This window comes from Nocardia sp. NPDC056000, from assembly GCF_042269265.1.
Taxonomy (GTDB): domain Bacteria; phylum Actinomycetota; class Actinomycetes; order Mycobacteriales; family Mycobacteriaceae; genus Nocardia.
This window is the reverse complement of record NZ_JBHJXS010000007.1, coordinates 72,886-97,029: the sequence shown is the minus strand read 5'-3', so window position 1 is coordinate 97,029 and position 24,144 is coordinate 72,886. Positions and strand designations below refer to the sequence as shown.

Sequence of the window (24,144 nt, the reverse complement as noted above, 5' to 3'; positions counted from 1 at the left end):
ATTTAACTGACACCAGCACCCGCACCGACAACGACGAGTGGGGCTGGCTCTCCGACACGCCACCAACCCCACTGCCTGCGATCTCCCGACAGAACCCTTCCGATAGCGAGGCCGAATGGCTTTGGCTGGATAGCGATTCGAGAGCCGGTAGGGCAGCTGAATACCACTCGGGCACGCCCCAGCCTCGGGTGACGCGCATGCCGGTGCGCCGACGGATAGTCCCGATCCTCGCCACTTGCGTCGCCGCGCTCGTGACCATCACCGCTGTTTTCGCTCTGCACTCCGGAGGCGGGACGACTGCCGCTCCCGGGCCCGCCACGCCACCGAGCACCTCGCCGCCATCGGTCGCGGGCGCGTGCACGGGTCTGTCCGCGACGACCATCACCAGCGGACAAGGGGACACCTCCACGATGCCCGGGGTGATCGCCGCTTTCGAATACGCCTACTACCACCTGCGTTCGGCCGCGGCGGCCATGCTCCTGCTCACGCCCGAGGCGGCGATCTCCGCTGAGACGCTGGCGGCGGGGATCGCATCGATACCCATCGGGACCATGCATTGTGTGGCGATCACGCCGATCGCCGATACCGCGGCCAACGTGCACCTGGCCGAATTGCATCCCGACCACACCCGCACCGACTACCTGCAGGTGATCAACCTCCGCAGCGTCGGTGCCGGGCCGCTGATCTCCAACATCCAACGGCAGGGATAGACCATGCGCGCCAATGCTATTCACCTTCGCGACCGGAACGCCACTGCAGTCGGCCGCCTGGAGTCCGACACGATTGCCCTGCCATCTCCCGGACATCAAGCACCGGTTCGGCAGACGCCTTTGCCGACAACCGGACCGTACCCGCCGTTGTTCGCCGTGCTCGGTGCCCATGGCGGTGCGGGCACGTCGACATTGGCGCGGTGGTGGGCGCACGCGGCCGACGCCGGGCTGGCATGGCCCGCCTCTCCGCGCACCACCCAGCGGGTTGTCGTTGCCGCCCGCGAGTGCATTCCGGGACTGACGGCTGCCGCAGATCGGCTCCGCGAATGGCATGCGGGGCTGGCCCCGCCCGGAGTCACGGTGCTGGGCTTGGTCGTGACCGCCGTCCGGCCCGGCAAGGTTCCTGCCGCGGTTCGCCGCTATCGGCGCCTGGTCGAGGAACTGGTCGACGGCTCGATCTGGTCGATCGAGTGGCACGACGAACTCATCGTCTTCGAAATCGACGAACTCGCACAGTTCATGCCCAATGATCCGCCGCCACCCCGGCGGGCGAACCTGACCACTGCGGTGCCCGTCGAGGTGCACCGAACCGGGGCTGCGATCACTGCCCTCATCGTGGCCACGCGTGCGGACTCCGAAGCCCAGGATTCGGGAAGTCCGTGATGTCGAGCGTCCATTTTCTGTTCGACACCGTCGATCTGCTGGCGCAGCAGGTCAACATCACCCCCGAACCGCCACCCGGCTCGCAAGGGCTGCTGAAGATCGTGAACTGGTTGTCGTGGTTCGTGATGCTCGCCGGCATCGCGGCACTGATCTACGCCGGTGGCAAGTTCGCGTGGGAGCGCTGGCACGGCGGCGCGGTCGAGGCTCCCAAGATCGTCCTCGGCGCACTGGTGGGCGGCATCATCGCCACCAGCGCCGGGACCATCATGACCCAGATCACCAGCGCGAAATGAAGTACCGCGCTCAAAACCCTTGGTGTTCACCACTTCCCGACTCCCCAACATGCGAGGAATCCAGTGCTATGTCTGTCCCCGATAGCTGCCTTCTGACCATTCCGATATCCGACGACCTGCGACTGGCGGCCATCCGGTCGGGAGCCGAGGACGCACCAGCGACCGTGGTCTATATCCACGGACTGCTCTGCGATGGGCGGTACTGGGCGTCGGTGACCGAACACGTGCATGAGCGCCTCGGCGGGCTTATCAGCCAGATTGTCTTTGACCAGCGTGGCCACGGTCGGTCTGGCAGCCCCGACCGGCGCTCCGTCACGACCTTGCACCATCTGGTCGACGACCTCGACGCTGTCATGGCCCACACCACCGGTGATGTAGTTCTGGTGACCCACTCGGCAGGCTCGCTCCTCGCCGGCGCGTACGCGCAGCATCACCCCACCCGCGCCGCAGCCCTCTCGGCGCTGGTCATGTTCAGCGGCGCGGGCGAGTTCCCCGAATTCCCCAGTCTGCCAGGTCATTACCGCACAGTGATTACGAAGCTCCCGCGGTGGCGACATACCCGCCTCGATGGTGTCGCTGTCGTCGCGACCGCCATGGCACAGCGCCGCTTCCGGCGGGTGAGCCAGCGGCTCGGGTCCAAGGCGAATCTGGTCTGCGGTACGCAGCGTGCCGATTCGCGGGTCTTGACGGATGTACTCGGTGCCTACGGCAGCTTCACGCTCGATTCCGACGTGGCCGCGGTTCTGGGTCGGATTCCCACTTTCGTGATCGCCGGGGAACGTGATCGGATCGTGCCACCGGCGCAGTCCGTTCGCTTGGCCGACAAGATCCAGGCGGACTACGAACTCCTTCCCGGAGTGGGGCACTCGCTCCCGCACGCGCAACCCGCCCGTGCCGCCGAGGCCGTCGTGCAAGCCCTCGCCGTCGCGTCTCGACGCCATTCCGACCTACTCGTTGCTGCCGTTCGAGAGGCCGCAGTCGAGGGATCGGAGAGCCGGTGATGAGCGCGAAATCGCTTCCCCCACAGGTTACTCAGTACCTCTACCCACTGTTGGGGTGGCTGGCGTGGATGGTGCTGCTGCTGTGCATCGCGCGCGCTATCTATCTGGCCGGTCTGTTGGCGATCCGCCTCTACCGAGACGAAGCGATCGAAGGGTTCGCCGGAGCTCTGCTCGCCGCCGTGTTGGTCGGCTCAGCCAGTGGCATCGCCGCCGCACTCTTCCCCACCCACTGATCATGCGGCCCCAGAGGAAGGCGCAGATGAAGAGGATTTCGGGGTCTCGCGCGCGAGCCACCTTCGCTGTGGGGGCAGTGATGTGGGCGCTGCTGTGCGCTGGGTGCACTCAGCACGTCACCAGTCCAGGCCCCAGTGCGACCGCTGACGCCGATCTCAACGAACGCCCTGCCAACCTGAAATCGGTTCTGTTCCAGGGCATCTCGCTTCCAGTCGCGAATCAGGGGCCACGGAGTCAAGACGGAGCCGTGGTGAGCGGATTCGACCGCGGTCCCATTGGCGCAGCTCTGGCCGCGATCCAAGCGACGGTGCGCATATCGGTGGCTACCGATAGTGAGTGGGCCGCCATCGGCCAGCAGATGCTCGCGCCTGGACTCGGGCGAGACGCGTGGGCTGTGGCCCGCGCGCAGATTTCCATCACCGCGCCCATCACCGGCACTGCGCCGCTGATCGGTGGCTATCGGATCGTGCACTACAGCTCGACCGATGCCGAGGTCGCTATCTACACCACCCAGTCGGACCGGTCGATCACGTGCAACACCGCACAGGTGATCTGGCAGGGCAACGACTGGAAGTTGCTGCTGCCGAATCAACCTCACTCAGCTCCGGTGACCGCTGTACCGGCTCTGCCCGCGGACGCGATCGCGTTGCCACTGCATTGAACAACCAGAAGGTATGCCATGAACCTCCCTCGCCCCCGGGCCATTTTGCTGATCAGCGCCGCTGCTGTTGTCGTTGCCCTCACCGTGCTTGGCACGAACAACCATCGGCGTCAGGGACACGAGCCCGTTACGAACTCTGCGACAACACCGGCGAGTGTGGCCCAATCAACGGAGGCTCCTGGCCCGCCGACGACCGATATCTTTGGGAATCGGCTCGATGTACCCCGGGACCCAGCCGGAGACCCGCTTGCGCAAGATCCGGCCTTGCGACCGGATCCCAGGCAACCGAACTACCTCACTGTCGCACCGGCCCGCTTGCAATGGCAGCGAGGGTGGGGAGGCGCGGCCCTGCCTTTCTCCGGTAGCGATGGCCCGGCCACTGTCGCAGGAGGGGTTTCGTCGGGGTTCGCGGACACGCCGCAGGGTGCCGGCTTGGCCGCGTGTGACGCGATCGCCCGCGCTTTCGCCGCGCCGGAAGATCTCTGGCGCACCGTCATTCGCGAGCGCTACCTCGGTGGTGGACAGTCGCTCATCGATCGCATTGCCCGCAGCCGTGCTGAAACGCCTAATGCCGCTACGTATCTCGTAGTCCCTGAAGGGGTGCGAATATTGCCCGGGTATCGGCCGGACTTCGCCGTGGTGCAGATCGCGGTCCGAGCTACCGGCGGATGGGTGTATGCCAACTGGCCCATGGCCTGGCACAACGACGACTGGCGCGTTCGTGTCCCCGAGGACGTCGACTCTCTCTGGGAGTCCGCGATCCCGGTCGGCACGCTGGCCGAGTTCGGGTCGTGGAAGGCGACTGCGCGATGAACGCCGATGCCCTGAAAGACGCTGCCCAGCTTGGCGATTCGAGTCTGGTGCATGCACAGTTCTCGCCCGGCAAAATCGCGTGCGGTCTCCCGAACATTGTCGGTGCCGTTTGCCAGTTCAAGGAATTTGGTCAGTCAGCAGCTGGAGCTGTGACTAACTCGGCCTTCGACAAGCTAGTCGATGGTTTCGATAATGGGATGGCGATCGCTCTTCGCATGGCGATCACGTGGTGGGTCGCCTTCCCGTCGCCGCAGTTGGCGTCTACCACAGGTGAGCCAGGACCGACGCTTGCTTCGATCCGCGAATACACCGGTGGACTGCAGGTTCTTCTGATGATCGCGGGCATCTTGTTCGCGGCTGCGCGACTGGCCATGGCCAAGCGCGGCGGAGTCGCCGGAGAGGCGCAGGAGAGCTTCCTGATCTTCGCCCGCGCGGTATTCGCCTCGATGATGTTCGCGGCCTTGATCACTACGGGGACCAAGGCCGGAGATGCGTTCAGCAATTGGGTGATCTTCGATGCGGCTCGGGGCGATCTGGACGGCGCGGTCTCGCGATTGGTGGATTCCGATATGCGCTCCGGTGACGGCATGGGCTCAGGCATCATGCTGGTGCTCGCCATTCTGGGGATCATCAGCTTGCTGGTACAGCTGGTGATGCTGGTGATGCGGCAGGCCGTGCTGATCGTGGTCGTGGCCGCGATTCCAATGGCGGCCGCAGCGGCCGGAACCGGCCCGGGCTCGCAGGCTTACAAGCGAATGCTGGCGTGGGCGTTGGCATTTGTGCTGTGGAAACCGGTCGGCGCTCTCGTCTACGCGATCGCTTTCACTGCCGCCGGGAGTGACAGCGGCGGCAAGCCTGATACGCAGGTGGCTCTGCTCGGGTTGCTGCTGTTGCTGTCGGTCACGGTGGTGTTGCCTGCTCTGATGCGTTTGATTGCGCCTGCGGTCTCGACGTTGGGCGGTGGGGGTGGAGCAGCGGCGGCGTTGGCGGGTGGAGCGTTCGGTGTCGCCATGGGTGCCATGGGAGGCGATCGTTCCAGCGCGCGCAAAGTCGGTGAAGGCGAGAACGCGCCGGGCGATGGGGGCGGAGGCTCCAGCGGCGGTGAACCGTCGGGCGGTGGTGGGGGCGGAGGCGGTAGGCCGATGTCCGGTGGCGGTAGGGAAGGCGGCAGTTCCGGAGGTGGTGGAGGTGGTTCCAGCGGTGGCGGGACCGCGAGTGGTGGTCATACCGCAGCGGGCAGTCAGTCCAGTGGTGGGGCCGGATCGGGCGAGGCTGCATCGGGTGGTGCTGCCGCGGCCGCGGGGCCCGCCGGGGTGGCGATCATGGCGGCTCAGGGCGTGAAACATGCTGCGCAACAGACTGCCTCGGCAGTGGAAGGCAGCGTCCGCGAGGCCACCGAGGCCGGTTCGGATGCGGATATGCCGGGACCGATGGAGGTGCGGCGATGACGTCCACACGGATGTACGGGCGGTGGGAGAAGCCGCGCTCGGCCGGATTCTTCGGCCTGACCTGGGGAGTGAGCATGCTGGGGTTGGGGTTGGTGATCGTGGTGATGCTGACCTTCATGCTCACCCGCTCGCTGATGATGACCGGCGTGGTGATCGGCTGCAGCGCAATGCTTTTCATTCCGCTCGCGGTGACGATCAATGGTCGCACGGGCTGGGAGGTGGTGGTGCTGCGCGCCCAGTTCGCGCAGGCCCGCGCCCGGGGCGAGCTCGAGTACCGGTCGGGGCGATTCTCGCGGCTTCCCGGATTGGCGAAATTGCCTGGCCTGCTGGCGGATTCGCGGCTCTCGGAATATGAGACCCCGGGTGGTCGGCGGTTCGCGCTGATCCATATCCGCCGGACCGATCACTACTGCGTGGTGCTGCGGGTGCTGCCGCGCGGTAAAGAGCTCGTCGATCAAGCGCAGATCGATTCCTGGGTCGAGGAGTACGGCGCGTTCCTGGCCGCGCAGTCCCGTGGCGGTGAAGTGGTGGCAGTGACCTCGGTGCTGGACACCGTGGTCGAGACCCGGCTCAAACAGCGCCGGGAGGTCGCGCGATTGGTGCGCCCGCAGGCCCCGGCGTTCGCGCAAACGGTGATGCGCGAGGCCGCCGCCGATATCGGGGGAGTGGGGGTGCGCATCGAGGCCCGCATCGCGCTCACCTACCGCGCGATCGGCAAGGGCCGGATGCGGCGCGACACTCCCGAACAAGCCCGCGAGATCGGACAACGCCTGCAGGGAGTGCTGTCTCAGCTCTCGCGTGCGGGACTGCCTGCCACGCCGTTGGAGGCGTGGGAAGTGTTGGGGCTGGTGCGTTCTCGCTACGACGTAGCCTCGCACCGTGATATCGAGGCGGCCGGGCGCGAGATTCTGCGGACCCAATCGTGGGACACCATCGGCCCGGTGGCGCATTCGGATCGCTGGGACCATTATGTGCACGACGGTGCGCGGTCGATCACCTGGGAAATGGACGCACCGCCACGTGGTGCGGTGCTCGAGACTGGGCTGGAGGAGCTGCTGCGCCCGCGCGTGGATGTGCCGCGCAAACGAGTCGCCGTGGTCTATCGGCTGCATTCGGCGGCCGAGGCCACCGATATCGTCGACGCCGATTACAAGGACGCTTTGGCTGCCGAGCAGACCGAGCGGGGGATCGCCTCGGCGTCGGCCTCGATCCGGGTGGACAACACCCGTGCCGCGCGCCAAGAACAGGCCCGCGGCGCCGGGCTGACCCGCTTCGGTGTGTTGATCACCGTCACCGATGCACTCGACGGCGATATGCCAGGCATTGAAGCGTCGGTGCGGGCGATGTCCTCAGCAGCCCGCCTGCGGGTGCGTCGCTGCTACGCCGCCCAAGGCGCCGCGTTCGCCGCGAGCCTGGGCATCGGGCTGATCCTTCCCGAACACGCCTCGATCTCCAAGCGGGTGACCGCATGAGTCGCCTCCCTGCGCATTCGGCCCGTGCGCGAACAACGATGACAGTCAGCGGAATTCGCGTACTGACACCCGAAGCCCGTGCGCGTGCCGAGACCGCCGCGCAACGGCGCGGACTGCGTGCGCTACCCGCCCGGTGGGTGCTCTCGTCGGATGATCATCGGCGCGCGAACGCTGCTCGCCGTGGCGATGAGTACCGGCACGACGAGTACCACCGGCCCCTGGCAACGCTGACCGACCGCGGCTACTCCGGTCTGGGAGGTGGCCGCGCGAGCGTGGTTCCGGCGATGCCGGAATGGCGCTCGACCACGGTGCAGGTCGCCGGGTTGTGGCCGTTCTCAGTGGGTGCCGCGGCACCCACGGTCGGCACACCCGTCGGTACGCACTACATCACCGGTGCCCCAGTGCATTTCGACCCGATGAGCTGGTTCCTGCGCGGATATATCACCGCGCCGATCGCTTTTGTGCTGGCGCTCAACGGATTCGGCAAAAGCTCGCTGATCCGCCGCCTGGTGACCGGGTCGGTCGCGACGGGGGAGACCGTGCTGTGCATGGGCGATACCAAGCCCGATTACCGCGACCTGGTGGAAACACTCGGCGGGCAGGTCATCGAGTTGGGCTACGGCTACGGCAGCATCAACCCGCTCGCGGTCGGCGCCCTGGGATCGGTGATCGATCACCTCCCCGCCGGGGATTGGCGCCGTCGGGTGGCTGCCCGGGTGGAAGCGGGCCAGATCACCATCGTCGCCGGACTCGTCGAACTCGTACGAGGCTCACGTATCGCGGACTACGAAGAGACCCTCATCGCCGCCGGACTGCGTGAACTCTACAGTCCCGCAGGGGGTTTCACCGCCGTGCAGCCGCCGTTGTTGTCGGATCTGCTGGCGGTCATCTCCGAGGGCGCGGATCGACTGCGCCAGTTTGCCGAAGAGGACGACAACCCCTCCTACCGTGCCAGCACCAAGATGCTCCGACGGTCACTGCGCGCCCTCATCGAAGGCCCGTGGGGCGAGATCTTCGACCGTCACACCAGCACACCGTTGGATCTGCACAGCCCGGCGGTATGCGTGGATGTCTCGCGGATTCCCGAAGGGGACACCAAACTCCTTGCCGCGGTGTTGATGACGTGCTGGTCCGAGGGTTTCGGCGCGGTCGCGGCCGCGCACGCGCTCGCCGATGCGGGACTGGCGCCCGCGCGCACGTTCGGTGTGGTCATGGACGAGATCTGGCGAGTGCTGGGCGTGGGGGAGTTCATGGTCGATCGCGTCGATGCGTTGACTCGGCTCAACCGGGTGCTGGCGTGCTGGCTGATCATGTGCAGCCACACCATCAAGGACCTCGCGAGCATAAAAGCCCTCGGGTTCTTCGAACGCGCCCGTGCCAAGATCCTGGGCCCGGTCGGCCCGGATGAGATCGAACGCATCCGCTCGACCGTATCGATCACCGAGACCGAAAAGCTCCTGGTGACCTCCTGGGCCGCGCCGCGCCCACCGACCGACGACCGCCTCGATGGTCCGGTCATCCGCGAAACACCGCCGGGGACAGGCTGTTTCCTGCTCAAGACCGGTGAGGCCGCCGAACCCGGTATCGCGTTCCGGATGACCTTCACCCCGACCGAACGAGCCTCCGACATCCACAACACCAATAAGCGCTTCGACCATCTACGACCCGGCATCGAGGACGAGCGCGCGCTCGCGAACGCCGAGACCGACGACGAGGCCATCTGCATGGAGCCCGGAATTCAGGAGGCGGGGCGATGAGCGGTGAATACCTCGAAATCGGCTGTCGTGCTGGCACTGTCGCTACCCGCTGTGTTGATCCTGATGCTGGTTGTGCTGATCGGTGCCGATACTTCGTCCTCATGCGCGGCGGCGTTGTCGGGTACCGGAGTACAGGGTGCGCCCGGGGCGTCGATCGACGGGCTCAGCGAGGCTCAGCTGCAGCTGGCGCGCAACGGTGTCGCGATCGGCATCCAGCGCGGCGAACCGGAGCAGGTGATCCTCGCCGAACTGGTGGCGCAGGCAACCGAGTCCACCTTGCGGAACCTGGCCAATCCGGCGGTCCCAGAATCGTTGCGGTACAGCAACGACGGGATCGGACACGACGGCGACTCGGTCGGCCCGCACCAGCTGCGCGTGAGTGTGTGGGGATCGGTCGGGATCGCGACCCTAATGAACCCGATCTATCAGATCAACTGGTTCTACGACCGCGCCGACATGATTACCGGCCGCGACCGGATGTCCCCGGCCGACCTGGCCCAGGCGGTCGAGGTCGCTGCGGTCAATGCATATGCCGGACAACTGACTTTGGCGCGAGGGCTCTACGCGCAGTTCGCGCATCTCGCACCGGGCTCGATGCCCGCTGCGCAGGCAGGCCAACCCGCGTCGGGATGCGGAACCAATGGATCGGGTGCACCGCTATCTGCGGGGGCGGGAGGGTTCGGCGCGGCGATTATCGCGGCGGCGCAGAAGTGGATCGGCACCCCGTACGTGTGGGGCGGCGGGGATCAGAACGGTCCGACCGGCGGGGGATTCGACTGCTCCGGGCTCACCCTGTACGCGCTCTATCAGGCGTCGGGCGGCCGGATTCGACTGGCGCACTACACCCAAGCCCAGCAGGACGACCCTGCCGCGCAAGTGATTCTGTTCGAGCAACGCCAACCTGGGGACCTGATCTTCTTCACCTCGCCGGGCCAGAGCAGCTCCCACCATGTCGTCATCTACTACGGGCGCAACGAGAACGGCCAGGACCTGGTCCTGCACGCACCCCAGAGCGGACAGAGCGTCATCGTCGCGCCGCTATGGGCGGGCGACCGCCTCGATGTGCGTCGATTCAGCCTGCCTGCCGAACCGGCCTCTGCGGAAGGAAAACAGCTGTGACACAGGACAACATGCCGCTTGGTGGCCGATCCGAACGCGGCATCGACAGAGTCGACCCGATCCCTGGCATTGGTGTCGAGAGAACCCCTGGGCTGTCGGTCACCCGTTCGAGCGAGCGCACTACTCCCGAGACACGCATGGCGGACGTAGCGGTGCGCGGTCCGTATCTGGTGCTCTGGAATGCCGCCACCTTGGGCACCTTCACGGTGTGCAGACCCGACGGCGTGGTGTTCTGGCATGCCCGATTTCATGCCGATGTCGTTTTCGACAGTGCGGTGGACGCCGCGAAAGCTGGTGCACTGCAAGCAGTCTGGATCGCGGCGAAAGCGCGCGAGGAATGGGGTGCCGACGTCGCGACACTGCGGCTCACGGTGGCCAATCAGGGATTCGATCGCGCCGCGATCGAGGTGGCGGCGATCGCGAGCGGTCTGATCCTGGAGCTGGCCGTCGACCCGGGTACGAACCCCGCCCTCGCGCATCCGGTGGGGTCCTGGATCGACTGGTGGACACATGACCTCGGCACCCTGATCCATCACCGGCAGGGGATGGCATGAGCGCGCCGACTGCACGACCTACCCGACGCCTCTGCGCCCTGACCGTCGGACTGTGTGTGATGGGCGCGGCAGCGAGCTCCTGTGATCACTCGCCGGATCCGGGCCAAGCTCGCCGTGAGAGTCGTTGTTCCACAGTGCCTTTCGAGAAACCGTTCCGGGATGTCGATCCTTGCTCGGCATCGGCGGTGGCGGTCGCGGCGATCGAGCGCGTGTTCACCTATCACCCGAGTGATGAGGCGGACCAGCGTTCGGCTTTCCGGGCGGCGATCCCGCTGATGACCGCCGAACTCGTCGCTCGCGGTGAGAACACAGCGCCAGTCTTGGCACCGATCACGAGTGCGCATTGGCAGCGCTGGCGCGAATCCGGTGTTGTGGTCACCGCGACCGCCCGCCTCGCCGATGACGACCACCCGGCCGATACCGACCGCGACGTCGCGCGCGTGGCCAGCGTCGCACTGCACCCCTCCGACGGTGCCGAGCCGCTGCTGCTAACGGTCTATGTGCGCGCCACGCGACCGAGTTCGTCTGCGCGATGGCGCATGTCGGCGTTGGAGGTGAGGACATGAGCGGCGGCGATCCTCTGGACGAGGGCGGGCAAGCCATCCGCACCGGCTTCGTACAGGCCATGCAGACCGCGGCGATGACGATGAACCTGCTCCAGCGTCGTGGCGCCGAATCTCGGTCGAAGACCGAGTTCGCGCGCCGCATGGACGATTCCGAGGTACGCACGCGGAACAACGCCGAAGTGCATGAGCTGAAAGTGGCTGGCTACCAGTCGCGTCAGCGTCACGAGACCGAGCTCCATCAGCTGGAGAAGCATTTCAAGACGCGTCAGATCGATCGGGTAGAAGAGTTGCATGATCTGGAACGCCAGATCAAACGGCGTGTACTCGAACGCGGCGACGCGGACCTGGACCGCAGGGTCGCGGACAGCTCAGCCGAGCGTGCGAACAAGGACGAGATCCATCGGTTGCAGCGCCAGAACCTGCTCAACCGCGGGGACTGGGAGAAAGAACGCCACGACCTGGACGTGGCGTACAAGCAGCTCCTGATCGATATTCGCCGTCGCGCCGCCGGATTCAGCGAAACGCTCGCGGGCCATCACCGCGACGAGGCCGCCGCGATGCGCGCGGCAGCCGCCTACGCGGCCGCCGCGAGCACTGCGGATCTGTCTGATGAGCATCGATCCCATGCCGACGCCTTCGCCGAGCGGCTCACCGAGGACGCGGATCTCACCGCTCGGGACCTGATGAAGACCGGTGCCGACGCTCCGGGAGCCAACCCGGCAGCCTCCGAAGCGATCTGGCGCGCAGTGCGTGGGCTGGCCGATGAGCTGACCTTCCATATCGTCGCCCGGCACAGGGCGGCGCAGGCGCCGAAAGAACTGGAGGCCAAGGCCGACGGCACCGCGATCGCGGCAGCGATTGATATGTCCGAGGTCATCGACGTCGAAGTCATCGACGGCTTCGGTGAGGAACCCGAGCCCGGGGACGGGCCAGATCCCGGCGGCGCGCCGACACCCGGTTCATCGTCGCCACCGGAAGCCGGGGTCGACCCATGACGCACCACAACTCACGGAGTCCTCGCCAATGGCGCTGGTGCGCAGCAGGACTCGATCCCAGGTGGCGGGGATGAACAAGCCCAACCGGATACAAGCTCGGGTTCTCAAGGCCGTGCACGATCAGGCGGCGATCGCGCGGTTGATGCAGGACCGCGCCAACGCCCTGCAGGACATCACCGGTGACCCGCTGCCCACGTCGTGGTTCGACGACTTCCATGCTCGCGGCGTCCTGCGGCAGGCGCTCGAGAATGTCGCCGCCGACGCCGGTATTCCGTCGGCGTGGGTCGAGCAATGCCGACAACGAGGTGAGTTGGGCATGCGGTGGCGTGCCGACCTTCATTGGCGCGACACAAAAGTCGTCGACCGAGACCAACTCCTGAACAAGCTGGAAGCCCACGTGCGCCATGCGCAGGACATGGCCGCGATCGCGACGGTGTATGGCGAGCGCGGTGCGCGCGCCGAGGTCGGGACCGCGCAGCTATTCGACCGCGGGCTTCGCCTGCTGAGCTACCGGATCAATGCTGTGGCACACGTATTGGGGGTGTCGGAGCGTGAAGCTGACCGGCTGTGGGGTGCACAAAGCTGGTCCGGCGCCGCCGACAGCGTGCGGGACGGCGACATCGATGCCTTCGTGCAGCGGTGGCGCGCACACGGCCGCAGCATTGCCGATGAGGTCGTGCTGCAGGCGAAAGCGCTCGACACCGCCGGAGTTACCGCTGGCCCCCATGCGCTGCCGAATGCGGCGGGCATGACCGCGTTGATCCGTGCGCATTTGTCGCCGACCCCAACCCAATCCCCTTCCGCTGACGCGGTGCCGGGCACACGGATATCGGAGGCGATCGATGCCGCCGGTCTCACCGACGACACCTCCACCGAGTTCGCCGCCACCGAGGACCGACCTGAACCCGCTACTGCCCCAACGATGCCCGGGATCGAGCCGTAAAGCGAGCCGCCGACCGTCGGCGACATCCCGACCCGGGACGACATCTGCTGCACAACACCCATGACTCGACGAGTGAGGAAGCGAGATGACCGAGTCGAATAGACCAGCGGCGGTGCCCGCGTGGCACACGCGCCTGCTGGACCGCATCCAGAACCTGGCCGCCAATCGTGCCCGAATTCTGCGTCAGGGCTATCGGATGAGCGACGGCGACACCGACGCCGTGGTGCTGGCATGGCGTACGCAGCTGCAACTGCTGGCCACCTCCCGCGAGGAGATCGTCACCCAGGCTCTCGCGGTCGGCATCCCCCAGATCGACGTCGGTGATGCACTCCTATTGGGGCACCAAGGGTTTCGTGCGCCCGTTGACCCGGCCGGCACCGCCGAACCCGGTGATCGGGTCCGGGAGATGATGACCGACAGTGTCGTCAACGACACCTGGCAACTGCAGCATATGGCCGCGATCCATGTGGTGCGCGATCACCACCAGCTCACCGACGCCCACTACTTCCAGGACCCCCAGATACCGGCCCAGTTCGAACGCAATATGGCCGCGCTATGGATGCGCGCCACCGCTGTCGCGCAGGCTATCTCACTCAGCGCCGAAGAAGCAGCGGGAATGTGGGCCACCGACACTCGCGGATGGCACCAGGTCCTGGCCGCCTCGGTCGACCGCTACGACCCCGGGGGAGTGGAAGAACGCTGGCGTGCCTTCGCCTGGCAGGGGATCGCCGAGCGAGTCCATCGCGATCTGGCCGTGCTGCGGATGGACCCCAGTCACACCGAGGTCCTCGCACCAATTCCGAACCCGCACACCATGTTCGAGCAGGTGACGCAGGCGTTGAGGGTGGGAGTCGATGACTCGGCGGCAGGCGTGATGGACCCCACGGTGGACGCCGCACTCTCGGCGGACACCGATCTGCGCTGGGAGCCCCTTCCTGCCTCCGATGCCAATGCCGGACCGACTGCCACAAACTCTCCTCCCGGAGCCGAGATATGACCGAGCCGACAGACGCTGTACCGCAGGCCCGCCGCGAGATCCCGGCGGAGCACCTCGAGTTGATGCGCCAGATTCAGCGGCTGGCGTTGCGCAGCGGTCAACTGATGCAGCGCATGTACGAATCCGGTGGTGACGCGGCCTCGGCCACGCAGGCTATGACGCAGATCAACACTGTGGACCGCGAGCGGGATCTGACCGAGATCAAAGCCCGTGCCGCGGGAGTGCCCGCCGAGTGGATCGATCGAGTGCGCACGCTCGGGCAGCGCGGCCTCGAGTGGCGCGCGGACCAACCGTTACCGGACCCCGCTCCCCAGGGGAGGCGCCGGACGGTGCAACGAGTGGCCGGTGATATCGAGCGGCTCAAAGATATGGCCGCGGTTCATATCGCCTATGAGCGCTCCCGGCCGCGCGGAGAACCCGCCTCGGACGTGGAAACGGTAGTGGCTCAACAGTTCCGTCGAAATATGGACGCACTCTGGATGCGCGCCGGACGCACCGCCCAGTCCATCGGCATGGACCCGGCCGAGCGCACCGCGCTGTGGTCGGTGACAGCCGCGGAATGGCGACGACGGGTCGAGCACTATCTAGATCGCCCCGACCTAGGCGACGTGCACACCCGCTGGCGCCGATACGGCGATATCTCGATTGCCGCGGAGGCGCGCAAATCGCTCGGCAACCTGCGTCGTGCCGGCCAGCACGGTCCCGATATCCCGTTGCCCGAGATGCCGATGACACCGGCCCACATGCTCACCGAGGCGGGCGCGGCGATCGGGACACCGCCCGATCCGCACAGCGCCGGTCCTGATCCGATCAACGCGGCGGTCGATGCCGCATTGCCGGAGGGGGAGCGGTGACCTGGTCTCCGGAATCGGCGCACCTCGCCGGAATCGACGGACCCAACTGCCCTCCGGATCTGGGAAGCGCTTCCGATCCCTGACTGGGTCTACCGAATGTGTGTGTCCCGCAATCTCTCTGACCTCAGGTGGTGATGAGGATGCCTGATCCCGACCCGGTACCTACCGGGGTATCTATCTCGCGGTGGAAGAACACTCTGCTGCGCCAAGTCCATGACCTGGCCGCCGAATTCGTCCGTATCGAAAGTCTCGGCTCCGAGGGCTATGACGGCAATGCCGGTGATGCCGAAACCGAGTGGCTCGATCATCTCGACGCATTGACCGCAGTACGCGAATCGACCGAGCGAATCGCGCTCTCGGCCGGGGTTCCGCAGTCGTGGATCGAGCATGCCCGCGATGTCGGCGCGGGGCGCATCGCAGCGCCGGGGCAACCGGAGGTCCCTGAGGAACCGAGCGAAGCCAAACAGTTCTACCTGGACATGCTCGGTGTGGACTTATGGAACCTGCAGCGCATGGCCTTCGTGGCCGCAGCGCGCGAGATTCGACTCTCCGACACCGGATACCAGTTCGGTCGCGACCCCCTTGCCGGGCGCGACTATCAGCGCAACATGGAGCTGTTGAATACGCGGGTTTGCGCTCTGGCCGACGCGGCCGAGATCACCGTGCACGAAGCCGAAAAGCTCTGGGGGACAGCACAGACCGCCGACGCGCGGCATATGGCGGCGGCCACGATCAACGGGTGGGACGATCTGGCGGTCGAGTTCGCCTGGCGGCACTACAGCAAACCGAACCCGGACGCCGCGCTTCCGCCCTACCTCCCCGTCGAGGCTCAGCGCGGAGAAGCGTTGCACCGCATCGGTGTTCGTCCGCCGAGCCCACAGCAACTGCTCGACCACGCCACCGCCGCGCTCCGTGCTGACAGCGCAGGGGAGACGGGCATCGGACATCAGGGGATCGAGGCCGCGGTCGATGTCGCGCTACCTCAGGACTCGACGTGGAACTGGGCGCCGGAGCTGTCCGAGTCCGGCCCGGTCGCCGCGGAACCACCGCAGAGCAGCGGGCCCGACCCGTGACCATCGTACGCAGACCTCCCGCGTCCCTGAATCCCTGCTGGGGCCAGCAGGGCCGCACCTCATCGAGTCGCCGTGGCGTCGGCGCTGCCACCGCGACAACCGTCGCACCACACCGCGAGGGACATCACCACCACCGCACCGGATTTCACTATTCGTGGCGGTCCGCTTCGAACCATGAAGGCGGAACACGATGTCCGACAACACTTCTGACTTATCGAGCAGCGGAGAAATTCCGCCACCTTCCGAGCCCGTCCCGCGACGGGACAGTCGTGAACCGCACACGCTGGATGCCGGTCACCGGGCAGCGAGGTCGAGATTCGATAGACCCCAAGCATTGCGAGACGGCGCGATCGCACACCGCTTCGGGAGCGAGGACCTCGACGCCGTCCACGCGGCCAAGCTCAAAGCCGTCCAAGACATCGCCTGCCAGCTCTCGGCCTGGATGAGCGACGCCGTCGACAACGACCTCGATATCGGCGACCCGGCACACCGCTGGGCGATGTTCGTCAACGGCATCACCGACGACCTGCAACAGGCGCGCACCGACGCCGCCGACGCGGGAATCGACACCGCCGATATCGACGAAGCCGAAAAACGCGGCAGCACAGGCGTTTCCTGGGATCACCAGCCCGCACATCGGCGACTCGGCCGCCTCGAACACCTCAGCGAGCAGCTCTACCACGCGGAGAACCACGCGACCGAGGCTCTCGAACAGATTCAAGACCTCACCCGCCAGCTCGAGATCGCCCACGCCGCGATCGACGCGCTCGGCGATCACCTGACCCGCAACGAGAACGCCCTGCGTTCCCTGCTGGTCGACCTGGTCGATGCCGACTGGCAAGGCCCGGTTACCGGCACCGATCCAGGACCGCGCCCGCCGTTGGCGTCGCTGAACGCACTGCGGCAAGTGAACGCGACGTTGGTCGTCGCCAACCTCCTCGACACCGTCGATATCACGCCGACCGAGCAGCAGCCCACCCTCGGCCGACGTATCAGCTCGGCGGTCGATGCCGCACTCCCACAGACTGATTCGCCCGCGCACCACGACCAGGCCTCATCTCCTGAATCCACGAACCGGGCATCCCCGACCGCCGAGCCCGAGCCGGGAGTCGACCCGTGACCTGGATCGCCGAACCAATCGGCTATGCGAACCCCGACTACTACGTCGATGCCGCCGACAGCATCGAACGACAACTGCGCGCCGATTTCGCCAAGTCGTACCAGCTTCGAGAAATCGCCCCGTACGGACTCACCGACGCCGATAGCGCGGAGATGATCGCGCATGCCGAGTCCCTCGCTGATCGGTGGGGCAAGCATGAATCCCCGCAGTGCCGACACACGTGGGAAACGCTGCGGTCAGCAGTCAACGAGTGGGGCGCGCACCCCGATCGTGCACGACGCAACCTCGACCAACTCGCTCGTGCTCGAGCTGTTGGAGAAGTCATCATCGACGAGGTGGTGTGGCGCAGCCTGCACCAGGCTCGCGCCATCACCGGTCACGGTCTCGGCACCACCACGGAGTCCGATCTCGACGCTCATCGGCGGTTCCCGAACTTGTACGCGCAGAAAGGGTCTGCCTCGGTGTCGGTATCGGCACCGCAGCAGCCTGACGCTCGTACGAGGGTGCAGCGCACCCTCGGCGCACCCCGCGATACCCAGGCGTTGTCCGCTGACCTCACCCTGGACGAGATCGATCGTGTGGTCGCGGCGACCGAGGAAGCCATGGACGCGGAGGAACGCCGTGGTGACCTCGACACCGGCCGCGACGCGCGCAGTGCGTTGTTGCCCCGCGCGATTCGTGACGCACCGATCTCCTACAACTACGCCGAGTCCGCCGCATGGGAGTTGCGGCACGCGGCGCTGCTACGGGAAATCCAGGACCTGTCCTGTGAACACAGCACTGTCGCTGAGGGTTTCGACGGCCATAACGACCAGATCCGCATCGTGCGACTCGAGGCCCTGCGCGACGGGATGGGCGCCGCTCGCCGCGACGCGCTACGAGCCGGGGTGGATGCGGCCGACATCGACCGCGCCTATCTGCTGGGGCGTGACGGCATCTACTGGAGCACCGAACCCGCCCACCCGCGTCTGGGCCGCATCGCGCAACTGACCGACGAACGCGACCGCGCACTCTCTGCCGCGAGCTCTACTACCGGGATGAGCAACGATCTTCACCATGGTCCTGGCTTACACGGGGAGACCTCGGTGTCGTCTGGATCCGGCAGTGAGAGAACGCATCTCAGCGACATCGCGGCCGACGAGCTGGCTGCGGCCGGTGCGCGCATCGTGGCAGCCATCGACGCTGTGCTCCCCGCTGCCGATGAGGGCCTATGGGTTCCGACCGATCGGGCGCAGGCTCGAACGCCGGTAACCGCCGACCATGACGCGGGTGTGGACCCATGACACCGGCTGCGCAACAACAGAACCCGGCCTTAGCCACCTCGCTCGCACCGGCAGCAGAAGGGAGGTGAGCGCGGTGCCCGCGCGAGAAACTCGACGCCGCACCACCGGCGGGCTCGGCGAGGAGACCTGGCTGCTCCTGTTGTTTCTTGCTGCGGTCCTGGTGGGCCTGACCGGATGGGGAGCGTTGCGTCTGGGGGAGTGGTGGGCCGGGCTGCCGATGACCGCAAACCCGGTGGCCGCCTATCTGGAGCTGGCGTTGGGACGAAGACAATGGCCATGGCAATCATCTTGTGTCGCAGTGATATTCGTGGTCACGGCAATCGGTGCCGCAGTGATGCTCCGTCCTCACCTGCCGCACCGGACCGGCATCGACTCGGCGGCTCGGACCATGGCGCCGCCGCGCTCGATCACCGTCGCTCGGCACCAGGACAACCGCGCTGCGGCTACCCGACTGCTCAAGGACGCCCCACACCGGGTGCGGGAACTGCCCGGGCCTCCGTTGGGCCGCACCGTGCTCAACAACATCGAGCTGTTTGTCCCCGCCGAGTTGGGGGTATTCATCGCTGCTGGTCAACGGACCGGAAAGACGATGGCGTGGGCCATTCCCGCGGTCCTGTCGGCGTGGGGACCAGCACTGGCGACCAGTAACAAGCCGGACTTGTACCGGCACACCCGTTATGGGCGCGCCCAACGCGGCCGTATCTGGCTGTGCGACCTGCAGGCTGTGTGCGGGTACCCCGACTGCGACTTCTGGGTCGATCTGCTCGCCCAGGTGACCAACCTGCCCGCGGCCCGCAAACTCGCCGCGTTCTTCGTCAGTGGCTCGTCCGGCTCGGCGGCCCAGCAAGCCAATGCCAAGGTCGACTCCTATTTCGACGGTGGCGCGCAGGAACTGTTGAGCCTGTACGCCTTTGCCGCCGCGTGCGCGGGCGGTGACCTGCTGCACGTAGCCGAATGGCTCTCGGGCGACCAGGACCAAACCCCCGCACTGATCCTGCGCCGTCACGGCCACCATCGGCCCGCGCAACGGATCATGGACGCCCAGAGCCTGTATGCCCGCCAGAGAGATGGGTTATACGACATGGGGCGACGGTTCCTCAACGTGCTTTCCGACGAGAATTACGCCCGCATAGTCACGCCCCCTGCCCGCAAACGGTTCAGCGTCTACGAAGGTGAGAAGGGGATCATCATCGATGTCCAGCACGAACCCGCGCGACATCGCCTGCGCCAGTTCATACCCGCCGACTTCGTCGCCAGCACCGATACCCTCTACGCCCTGTCAATGACCGGCCCCGACTCGGCCGGTCCACTCACCGCCGCCCTGGTTGGTCAGATCCTGGAAGCCGCACTTGCGGTGGCGCGTTCACGCTGGGACGGCCGCCTCGCGGTACCGCTGCTGGCGGTGCTCGATGAAGCCGCCAACTGCGCCCGCATCGGTGAGCTGCCCAGCTACTACACCTACTGCGGGGGCTGCGGAATCATTCTCATGACCATCATTCAGGTCCTCGAACAAGGCGAAGACCTCTGGGGGGTCAACGGCGTGAAAATCATGCGCGCCCAGTCGATCGAACTCTACGGCGGCAATATCGCTTCGGTCGCATACCTCGACGAGTGGTCCAAAATGATCGATGACCACGACGTCGCCGACCACTCCCGCTCCCGCGGGCCGGGCGGTGTCAACCGCACCATCTCCTGGCGGGCCGAACCGGTGCTGAACATCGCCAAACTCGGTGCCCTGCCCAAAGATCGGGCCCTGGTGCGGCTACCCGGTCATCAGCCGGTGCTCGTGCGCAAGATCTTCTGGTGGAACCATCCGGCCTTCGAGCCACTCGTTACCACGTCACTGCACCAGTTCGAAGTCGCTGTCTCGCTGCGCAAACCCCCTCGCGCGATCCCGCCCTCCGAGCCGAGCGGAGATACCGAGCAATGACCGCAGCCTCCGCCAATGCCATGCCTCAGCAGGGCGGTGCACAGAGCAAGCCACCCAGGCCCCCGGCGTTCCCGGATTTCGTGACGTTCGCCGAGCAATGGCTGTTCCCCTTCCAGAGCGTCCGACTGGCCGAAGCCAACCGAGAGCAGACCTACACCTGGTGCATGCAATGGTGGCGCCATCGTCCGGCGTCGGTGCGGATAGCGCACCTGCACAACGCATTCGAAGCATCACGGCGCAGTCAGTCCGGCGGCGCGATATCCACTTTCCTGCTCAGCCACATCGACGCCCATATGCGGGTCATTCTCGACGCCGCGAATGGGCCTCTGCATCGTTGTACGCGTGCCAAACACATAGCCCTGCAGTCTCTTTCCGCTGACCCGATCCCCTCGGGCTGGTTCGGCGCACCACGACGAGTGCCGACGGGGGACAGCACCGACACTGCGCGCAAGCGCAAACCGCCGCGATTCACGCACTACGCCGACTTCGTCGAGCACTGGCTTCTCCCGGTGACCGGGGTGCGCATCGCGGCCAATCACCGTGAGGGCCAATACACCTGGTGCCGACAGTGGTGGGCACACCATGGTGTGGCGGTGCGGTTCGCCGCACTACACGCGGTCTTCGAAGCCGCGAGGGTCGCAGAGGATAAGGCTGCGATGAGCACCCTTTTCGTATCGCATATCGACCCTCATATGCGGGTCATTCTCGATGCCGCGCAGGGTCCGCTGCATCGCTGTACCCCTGACCGTCATGTACCCCAGCCCGGTCTTCCCTTCGGTTCGGTGCCGACAGGATGGTTCGGTCCTGAGGGTGGCCCCGTGCCGGTCGACGAACTGGGTTTCGGCCCGGACTTCCGGCCTTTTCGAGCCGATGCAGGCATGCAGCTTGCCGTGGCTATGACGAGCTGGTTATGAAGTGCGTGCAGATTCGTAGAAGATTTAAGAAACCGGTGGTCCAGAACCGTTCTCGATGGCTGGCGCTACTGGACTCAAGGGCGCGCTATTTCCGAATAGCGGGCAGGCTATCGACCCGCATCCAGTCCTGGCCGAGCCGGATACAGCAGGGCATCGTCCAGGTCGGCCATTGTTCTCAGTTCGTCAGGCCCATTCCCTTGGCGAGTAGCGGCCATGAATCATGCAGTGCCTGTTCCCAGTACGGCCAGTAGTGTGTGCCCACCGGGTCGAAGTGGTAGGTCGCCGGGATGTTCAGCGAGTCGAGCTTGTTCTTGAGATTGTGTGTGCAGCCGTTGACTGCGGCTTCGATCAGCATCCCGAGAGCGAGGTTGACCCCACCCATGGGGCCCGGCACAGTGTTCAGGTAGTACTGAACATCGTCCGCCCCGGGAATCCCACTCCCGGTGAAGATGTAGAGCTGGGTGCCACGCAGTTTCTCGGCGTTGATGACGGGATCGTTCTGTGACCACATCGGACTATCCGGGGGACCGTACATGTTTCGCACGTCGCCACCGGACTGGGTTTCAACGACGAGCTTGACCAGTTGCTGACCCACAGGATCGGCGATCTGCGCGCATCCGCTGTAGGCGGCGACAGTGCTCCACAACCCGGGTTTGGCCTCGGCCAGTTGCAGCACCGATGTCCCGGACATCGATAGTCCGGTCAACGCGTTGAGGCCGGTGGAGTGCAGTTCTCGGTCCAGCAGCGGAGGCAACTCCTCGGTGAGGAAGGTCTTCCATTTGTTCACGCCGAGAACAGGATCGGGCTGTTGCCAGTCGGTGTAGTAGCTGCCGCGACCGCCGATCGGTTGGATTATGTTGACTGGTTTGTCGGCCAGCCAATCGAGCGCCTTCGTTTGGGTTTTCCAGTTCGCTGTCCCCTCGCCCGCGTCCAGACCATTGAGCATGTAGAGATTGGGTGCGGGCTGGGATTCGTCGGCCGGACGTTGTACTTCGACGGTGATCTCCTTATCCATCGCGACGGAGTACACCTTCAGATGCCAAGTGCGCCCCTCCTTCACGAGGGAGGTGACAGCTACAGCCTTCGTCGGTTCCGCCGGCGTCGTGCCGCCGCCTATCACCATCGTCAGGGCGGCCGCGAACATCACAACGGCAGGTCGAAATCCGGTCGTTCTACGCAGTGCAGAGAGTTTCATCGAAGAGTCGGTTCCAATCCATGGGTTGCCATCGGCTGCATCGTCGAAGTGATCTCCGGCGAATCCGACTGTGCGTCGCGAGATTTCGACGTCGACGAGTTGAGCTCGAGATCGCGCTGGGATCAGCGGAATCGGATGTTGTTCGCAAGGTCAGTCCCGGTTCGGCTTCGAGGATCTTTCGGATCGGCTCGAAGTACAGTTGGACTTCGGCGCTTGCCTGACGTGCCAAGAACTTCGAGCTGGCGATACCGACCGCTTTGGTTCCGCTGATCAATGGCGCCCCGCCTTCACCGGACACGGCGTGCACTCCGGTCGCGATGCTCCCGGTGACGGTGGCTCCGTTGTCGGCGTATTCGGTGTCGACCGATGTGATGGTCCCGCAGGTGAAACCGGTCAGGACGCCGGATTTGCAGATCGGCGCTCCGATAACGGGATCGGTAATGCCGTCGATGGCGATCGGTGCGGTCTCGCGCACGGCGACGAGATTGTTCCGAAAGCGCGGTGCGGCCGCATCGTCGATTCGTAGTAGCGCGTAGTCGACGCCGCTGTCCGCGGGAGCGATCTGCAGGGTCCCGATCGGCGCGCCGAGCGGAGCGGTTCGCACCTGGTCGATGGTGGCGGGCAGCATCAGGACCGTGTCGGCGTCGGGAACGATGCCGGGCGGGTCATGGCGACTGCCGGTGTTGCGGTTGCAATGATTGTTGACAATGGCGAGGGCGGCACCGTCTCGGTCGGTGGCGTTGAAACCCGTCTGGCAGAACCGCGGAATGCCGTCGCGCACGGTGCGGAACAGCGTCGCCCCGAGCACCGGCGGGTCCGGGATCGGTTGTGCGGGTAGATGATCCACCGCGGCGGATGCGTCGAATGATTCGGTCGAGGTTGTCCGGTCGCCGGTTTCGACGAGGAAACCGGCGGATTCGGCGGCCGTCCGTACGACCGGTGTCGACGGTCCCAGCTCGAGGGTGACGATCGGCCGGCCCGCGCCGTCGAGGCGAATACCGCGAACCGTGTTCGGGAAGCTGCGGTCTGCTGCGGCTCGGAAGGTAGCCAATCGCTGGGCGGCCTCGGCCCGGCGCAGATACTGCGGCGGATCCAGGCCGAGGTCGCGCGAGAGCGCTGCGGACAGCGTGGGCGGGACCGCCGCGGCATACTCGTCCGGTGGTTCCACCGCCTCGGGTAGCGAGGCGATCTCCACTGTTGCCACCGCGGCACAGGCGGTGAGCAGTAGCGGGAGAAGTCCTCTCCGCCAAGGGAAACCCGTTGGTGTTCGAATGATCGCTACTCCTTCGACCTGGCGCGCCGACGCGGTGCGCAGTCCGGACGTTGAATGCACTCTTGCGGACATGGTTGAAAAACCGTGGAACGTTCATTGAACGACCTGCAAGGGCGCGGTCATTCGGGCCGACATATCCGGTCGCGTCCGTCTCCAGGCGGGCCGTTACTCGTTGGCGGAATGCGTCCTCACTCATCGACGCTCCACCACCCTGTGGGTGATCACCGGCGACCGCACCGCCGACTACGTCCGTGCTCACCTCGCCGCGCCAGCGGA

24 protein-coding genes are annotated in these 24,144 nt (G+C 66.0%); 22 read left to right on the top strand and 2 right to left on the bottom strand.

All coding sequences use genetic code 11. The annotated features are described in order from the left end of the window. The first annotated feature begins 197 nt into the window (after positions 1–197). The 22 genes from ACFC4D_RS21350 (at position 198) to ACFC4D_RS21245 (ending at position 21,400) form a co-directional block, all read left to right on the top strand. Positions 198–710: a hypothetical protein gene (locus tag ACFC4D_RS21350; RefSeq protein WP_376065672.1), complete on the top strand. Its 513-nt coding sequence runs from the start codon at positions 198–200 to the stop codon at positions 708–710. A gap of 120 nt (positions 711–830) precedes the next feature. After that, complete coding sequence (locus ACFC4D_RS21345; protein ID WP_376065669.1) at positions 831–1,373, top strand: hypothetical protein; 543 nt, start codon at positions 831–833, stop codon at positions 1,371–1,373. Next, positions 1,373–1,666, top strand: coding sequence for a hypothetical protein (locus tag ACFC4D_RS21340; RefSeq protein WP_376065666.1), 294 nt, complete (start codon positions 1,373–1,375; stop codon positions 1,664–1,666). The genes ACFC4D_RS21345 and ACFC4D_RS21340 overlap by 1 nt, the downstream gene beginning before the upstream one ends. Further along, the gene (locus ACFC4D_RS21335; RefSeq protein WP_376065663.1) at positions 1,663–2,667 is read left to right on the top strand and encodes an alpha/beta fold hydrolase; all 1,005 of its coding nucleotides are present in this window, start codon (positions 1,663–1,665) and stop codon (positions 2,665–2,667) included. Before ACFC4D_RS21340 ends, ACFC4D_RS21335 begins: the two co-directional genes overlap by 4 nt. After that, positions 2,667–2,900, top strand: coding sequence for a hypothetical protein (locus tag ACFC4D_RS21330; RefSeq protein WP_375956566.1), 234 nt, complete (start codon positions 2,667–2,669; stop codon positions 2,898–2,900). The genes ACFC4D_RS21335 and ACFC4D_RS21330 overlap by 1 nt, the downstream gene beginning before the upstream one ends. 80 nt (positions 2,901–2,980) lie before the next feature. Beyond that, positions 2,981–3,562: a hypothetical protein gene (locus tag ACFC4D_RS21325; protein ID WP_376065660.1), complete on the top strand. Its 582-nt coding sequence runs from the start codon at positions 2,981–2,983 to the stop codon at positions 3,560–3,562. A 432-nt stretch (positions 3,563–3,994) separates the two neighbouring features. Then, the gene (locus tag ACFC4D_RS21320; protein WP_376065658.1) at positions 3,995–4,375 is read left to right on the top strand and encodes a hypothetical protein; all 381 of its coding nucleotides are present in this window, start codon (positions 3,995–3,997) and stop codon (positions 4,373–4,375) included. Next, positions 4,372–5,823: a hypothetical protein gene (locus ACFC4D_RS21315; RefSeq protein ID WP_376065655.1), complete on the top strand. Its 1,452-nt coding sequence runs from the start codon at positions 4,372–4,374 to the stop codon at positions 5,821–5,823. The genes ACFC4D_RS21320 and ACFC4D_RS21315 overlap by 4 nt, the downstream gene beginning before the upstream one ends. Next, positions 5,820–7,295 (top strand): SCO6880 family protein, encoded by a 1,476-nt coding sequence (locus tag ACFC4D_RS21310; protein WP_376065653.1) that lies wholly within the window; start codon positions 5,820–5,822, stop codon positions 7,293–7,295. The genes ACFC4D_RS21315 and ACFC4D_RS21310 overlap by 4 nt, the downstream gene beginning before the upstream one ends. Positions 7,296–7,333: 38 nt before the next feature. Further along, complete coding sequence (locus ACFC4D_RS21305; protein ID WP_376065651.1) at positions 7,334–9,052, top strand: hypothetical protein; 1,719 nt, start codon at positions 7,334–7,336, stop codon at positions 9,050–9,052. Positions 9,053–9,115: 63 nt separating this feature from the next. Further along, complete coding sequence (locus tag ACFC4D_RS21300; RefSeq protein WP_376066499.1) at positions 9,116–10,171, top strand: C40 family peptidase; 1,056 nt, start codon at positions 9,116–9,118, stop codon at positions 10,169–10,171. Between the two features lie 137 nt (positions 10,172–10,308). Further along, positions 10,309–10,725 carry a hypothetical protein gene (locus ACFC4D_RS21295; protein ID WP_376065648.1) on the top strand — a complete coding sequence of 139 codons (417 nt, stop codon included), beginning with the start codon at positions 10,309–10,311 and terminating at the stop codon, positions 10,723–10,725. Between the two features lie 134 nt (positions 10,726–10,859). Next, entirely contained in the window at positions 10,860–11,291 is a 432-nt protein-coding gene (locus ACFC4D_RS21290; RefSeq protein ID WP_376065645.1) for a hypothetical protein, read from the top strand. Beyond that, positions 11,288–12,286, top strand: coding sequence for a hypothetical protein (locus ACFC4D_RS21285; protein WP_376065643.1), 999 nt, complete (start codon positions 11,288–11,290; stop codon positions 12,284–12,286). Before ACFC4D_RS21290 ends, ACFC4D_RS21285 begins: the two co-directional genes overlap by 4 nt. A gap of 70 nt (positions 12,287–12,356) precedes the next feature. After that, positions 12,357–13,229, top strand: a complete 873-nt coding sequence (locus ACFC4D_RS21280; protein WP_376065640.1) for a hypothetical protein — start codon at positions 12,357–12,359, stop codon at positions 13,227–13,229. Between the two features lie 85 nt (positions 13,230–13,314). Continuing rightward, positions 13,315–14,226, top strand: coding sequence for a hypothetical protein (locus tag ACFC4D_RS21275; RefSeq protein ID WP_376065637.1), 912 nt, complete (start codon positions 13,315–13,317; stop codon positions 14,224–14,226). Beyond that, on the top strand, positions 14,223–15,080 hold the full coding sequence (locus ACFC4D_RS21270; protein ID WP_376065635.1) for a hypothetical protein: 858 nt from the start codon (positions 14,223–14,225) through the stop codon (positions 15,078–15,080). The genes ACFC4D_RS21275 and ACFC4D_RS21270 overlap by 4 nt, the downstream gene beginning before the upstream one ends. A gap of 140 nt (positions 15,081–15,220) precedes the next feature. Continuing rightward, on the top strand, positions 15,221–16,153 hold the full coding sequence (locus tag ACFC4D_RS21265) for a hypothetical protein (protein WP_376065633.1): 933 nt from the start codon (positions 15,221–15,223) through the stop codon (positions 16,151–16,153). Positions 16,154–16,487: 334 nt separating this feature from the next. Beyond that, entirely contained in the window at positions 16,488–17,273 is a 786-nt protein-coding gene (locus tag ACFC4D_RS21260) for a hypothetical protein (protein ID WP_375956604.1), read from the top strand. Beyond that, on the top strand, positions 17,270–18,556 hold the full coding sequence (locus ACFC4D_RS21255; protein ID WP_376065631.1) for a hypothetical protein: 1,287 nt from the start codon (positions 17,270–17,272) through the stop codon (positions 18,554–18,556). Before ACFC4D_RS21260 ends, ACFC4D_RS21255 begins: the two co-directional genes overlap by 4 nt. Before the next feature lie 64 nt (positions 18,557–18,620). Continuing rightward, positions 18,621–20,486, top strand: a complete 1,866-nt coding sequence (locus ACFC4D_RS21250; protein WP_376065628.1) for a type IV secretory system conjugative DNA transfer family protein — start codon at positions 18,621–18,623, stop codon at positions 20,484–20,486. Continuing rightward, positions 20,483–21,400 carry a DUF4913 domain-containing protein gene (locus ACFC4D_RS21245; RefSeq protein WP_376065626.1) on the top strand — a complete coding sequence of 306 codons (918 nt, stop codon included), beginning with the start codon at positions 20,483–20,485 and terminating at the stop codon, positions 21,398–21,400. Before ACFC4D_RS21250 ends, ACFC4D_RS21245 begins: the two co-directional genes overlap by 4 nt. Before the next feature lie 175 nt (positions 21,401–21,575). Here the strand turns inward: ACFC4D_RS21245 and ACFC4D_RS21240 are convergent, their stop codons facing one another. Together ACFC4D_RS21240 and ACFC4D_RS21235 are read right to left on the bottom strand one after the other, a co-directional pair. Next, positions 21,576–22,544, bottom strand: a complete 969-nt coding sequence (locus tag ACFC4D_RS21240) for an alpha/beta hydrolase-fold protein (RefSeq protein ID WP_376066496.1) — start codon at positions 22,542–22,544, stop codon at positions 21,576–21,578. A 28-nt stretch (positions 22,545–22,572) separates the two neighbouring features. Then, positions 22,573–23,799, bottom strand: a complete 1,227-nt coding sequence (locus tag ACFC4D_RS21235; protein ID WP_376065623.1) for a S1 family peptidase — start codon at positions 23,797–23,799, stop codon at positions 22,573–22,575. Between the last annotated feature and the right edge of the window lie 345 nt (positions 23,800–24,144).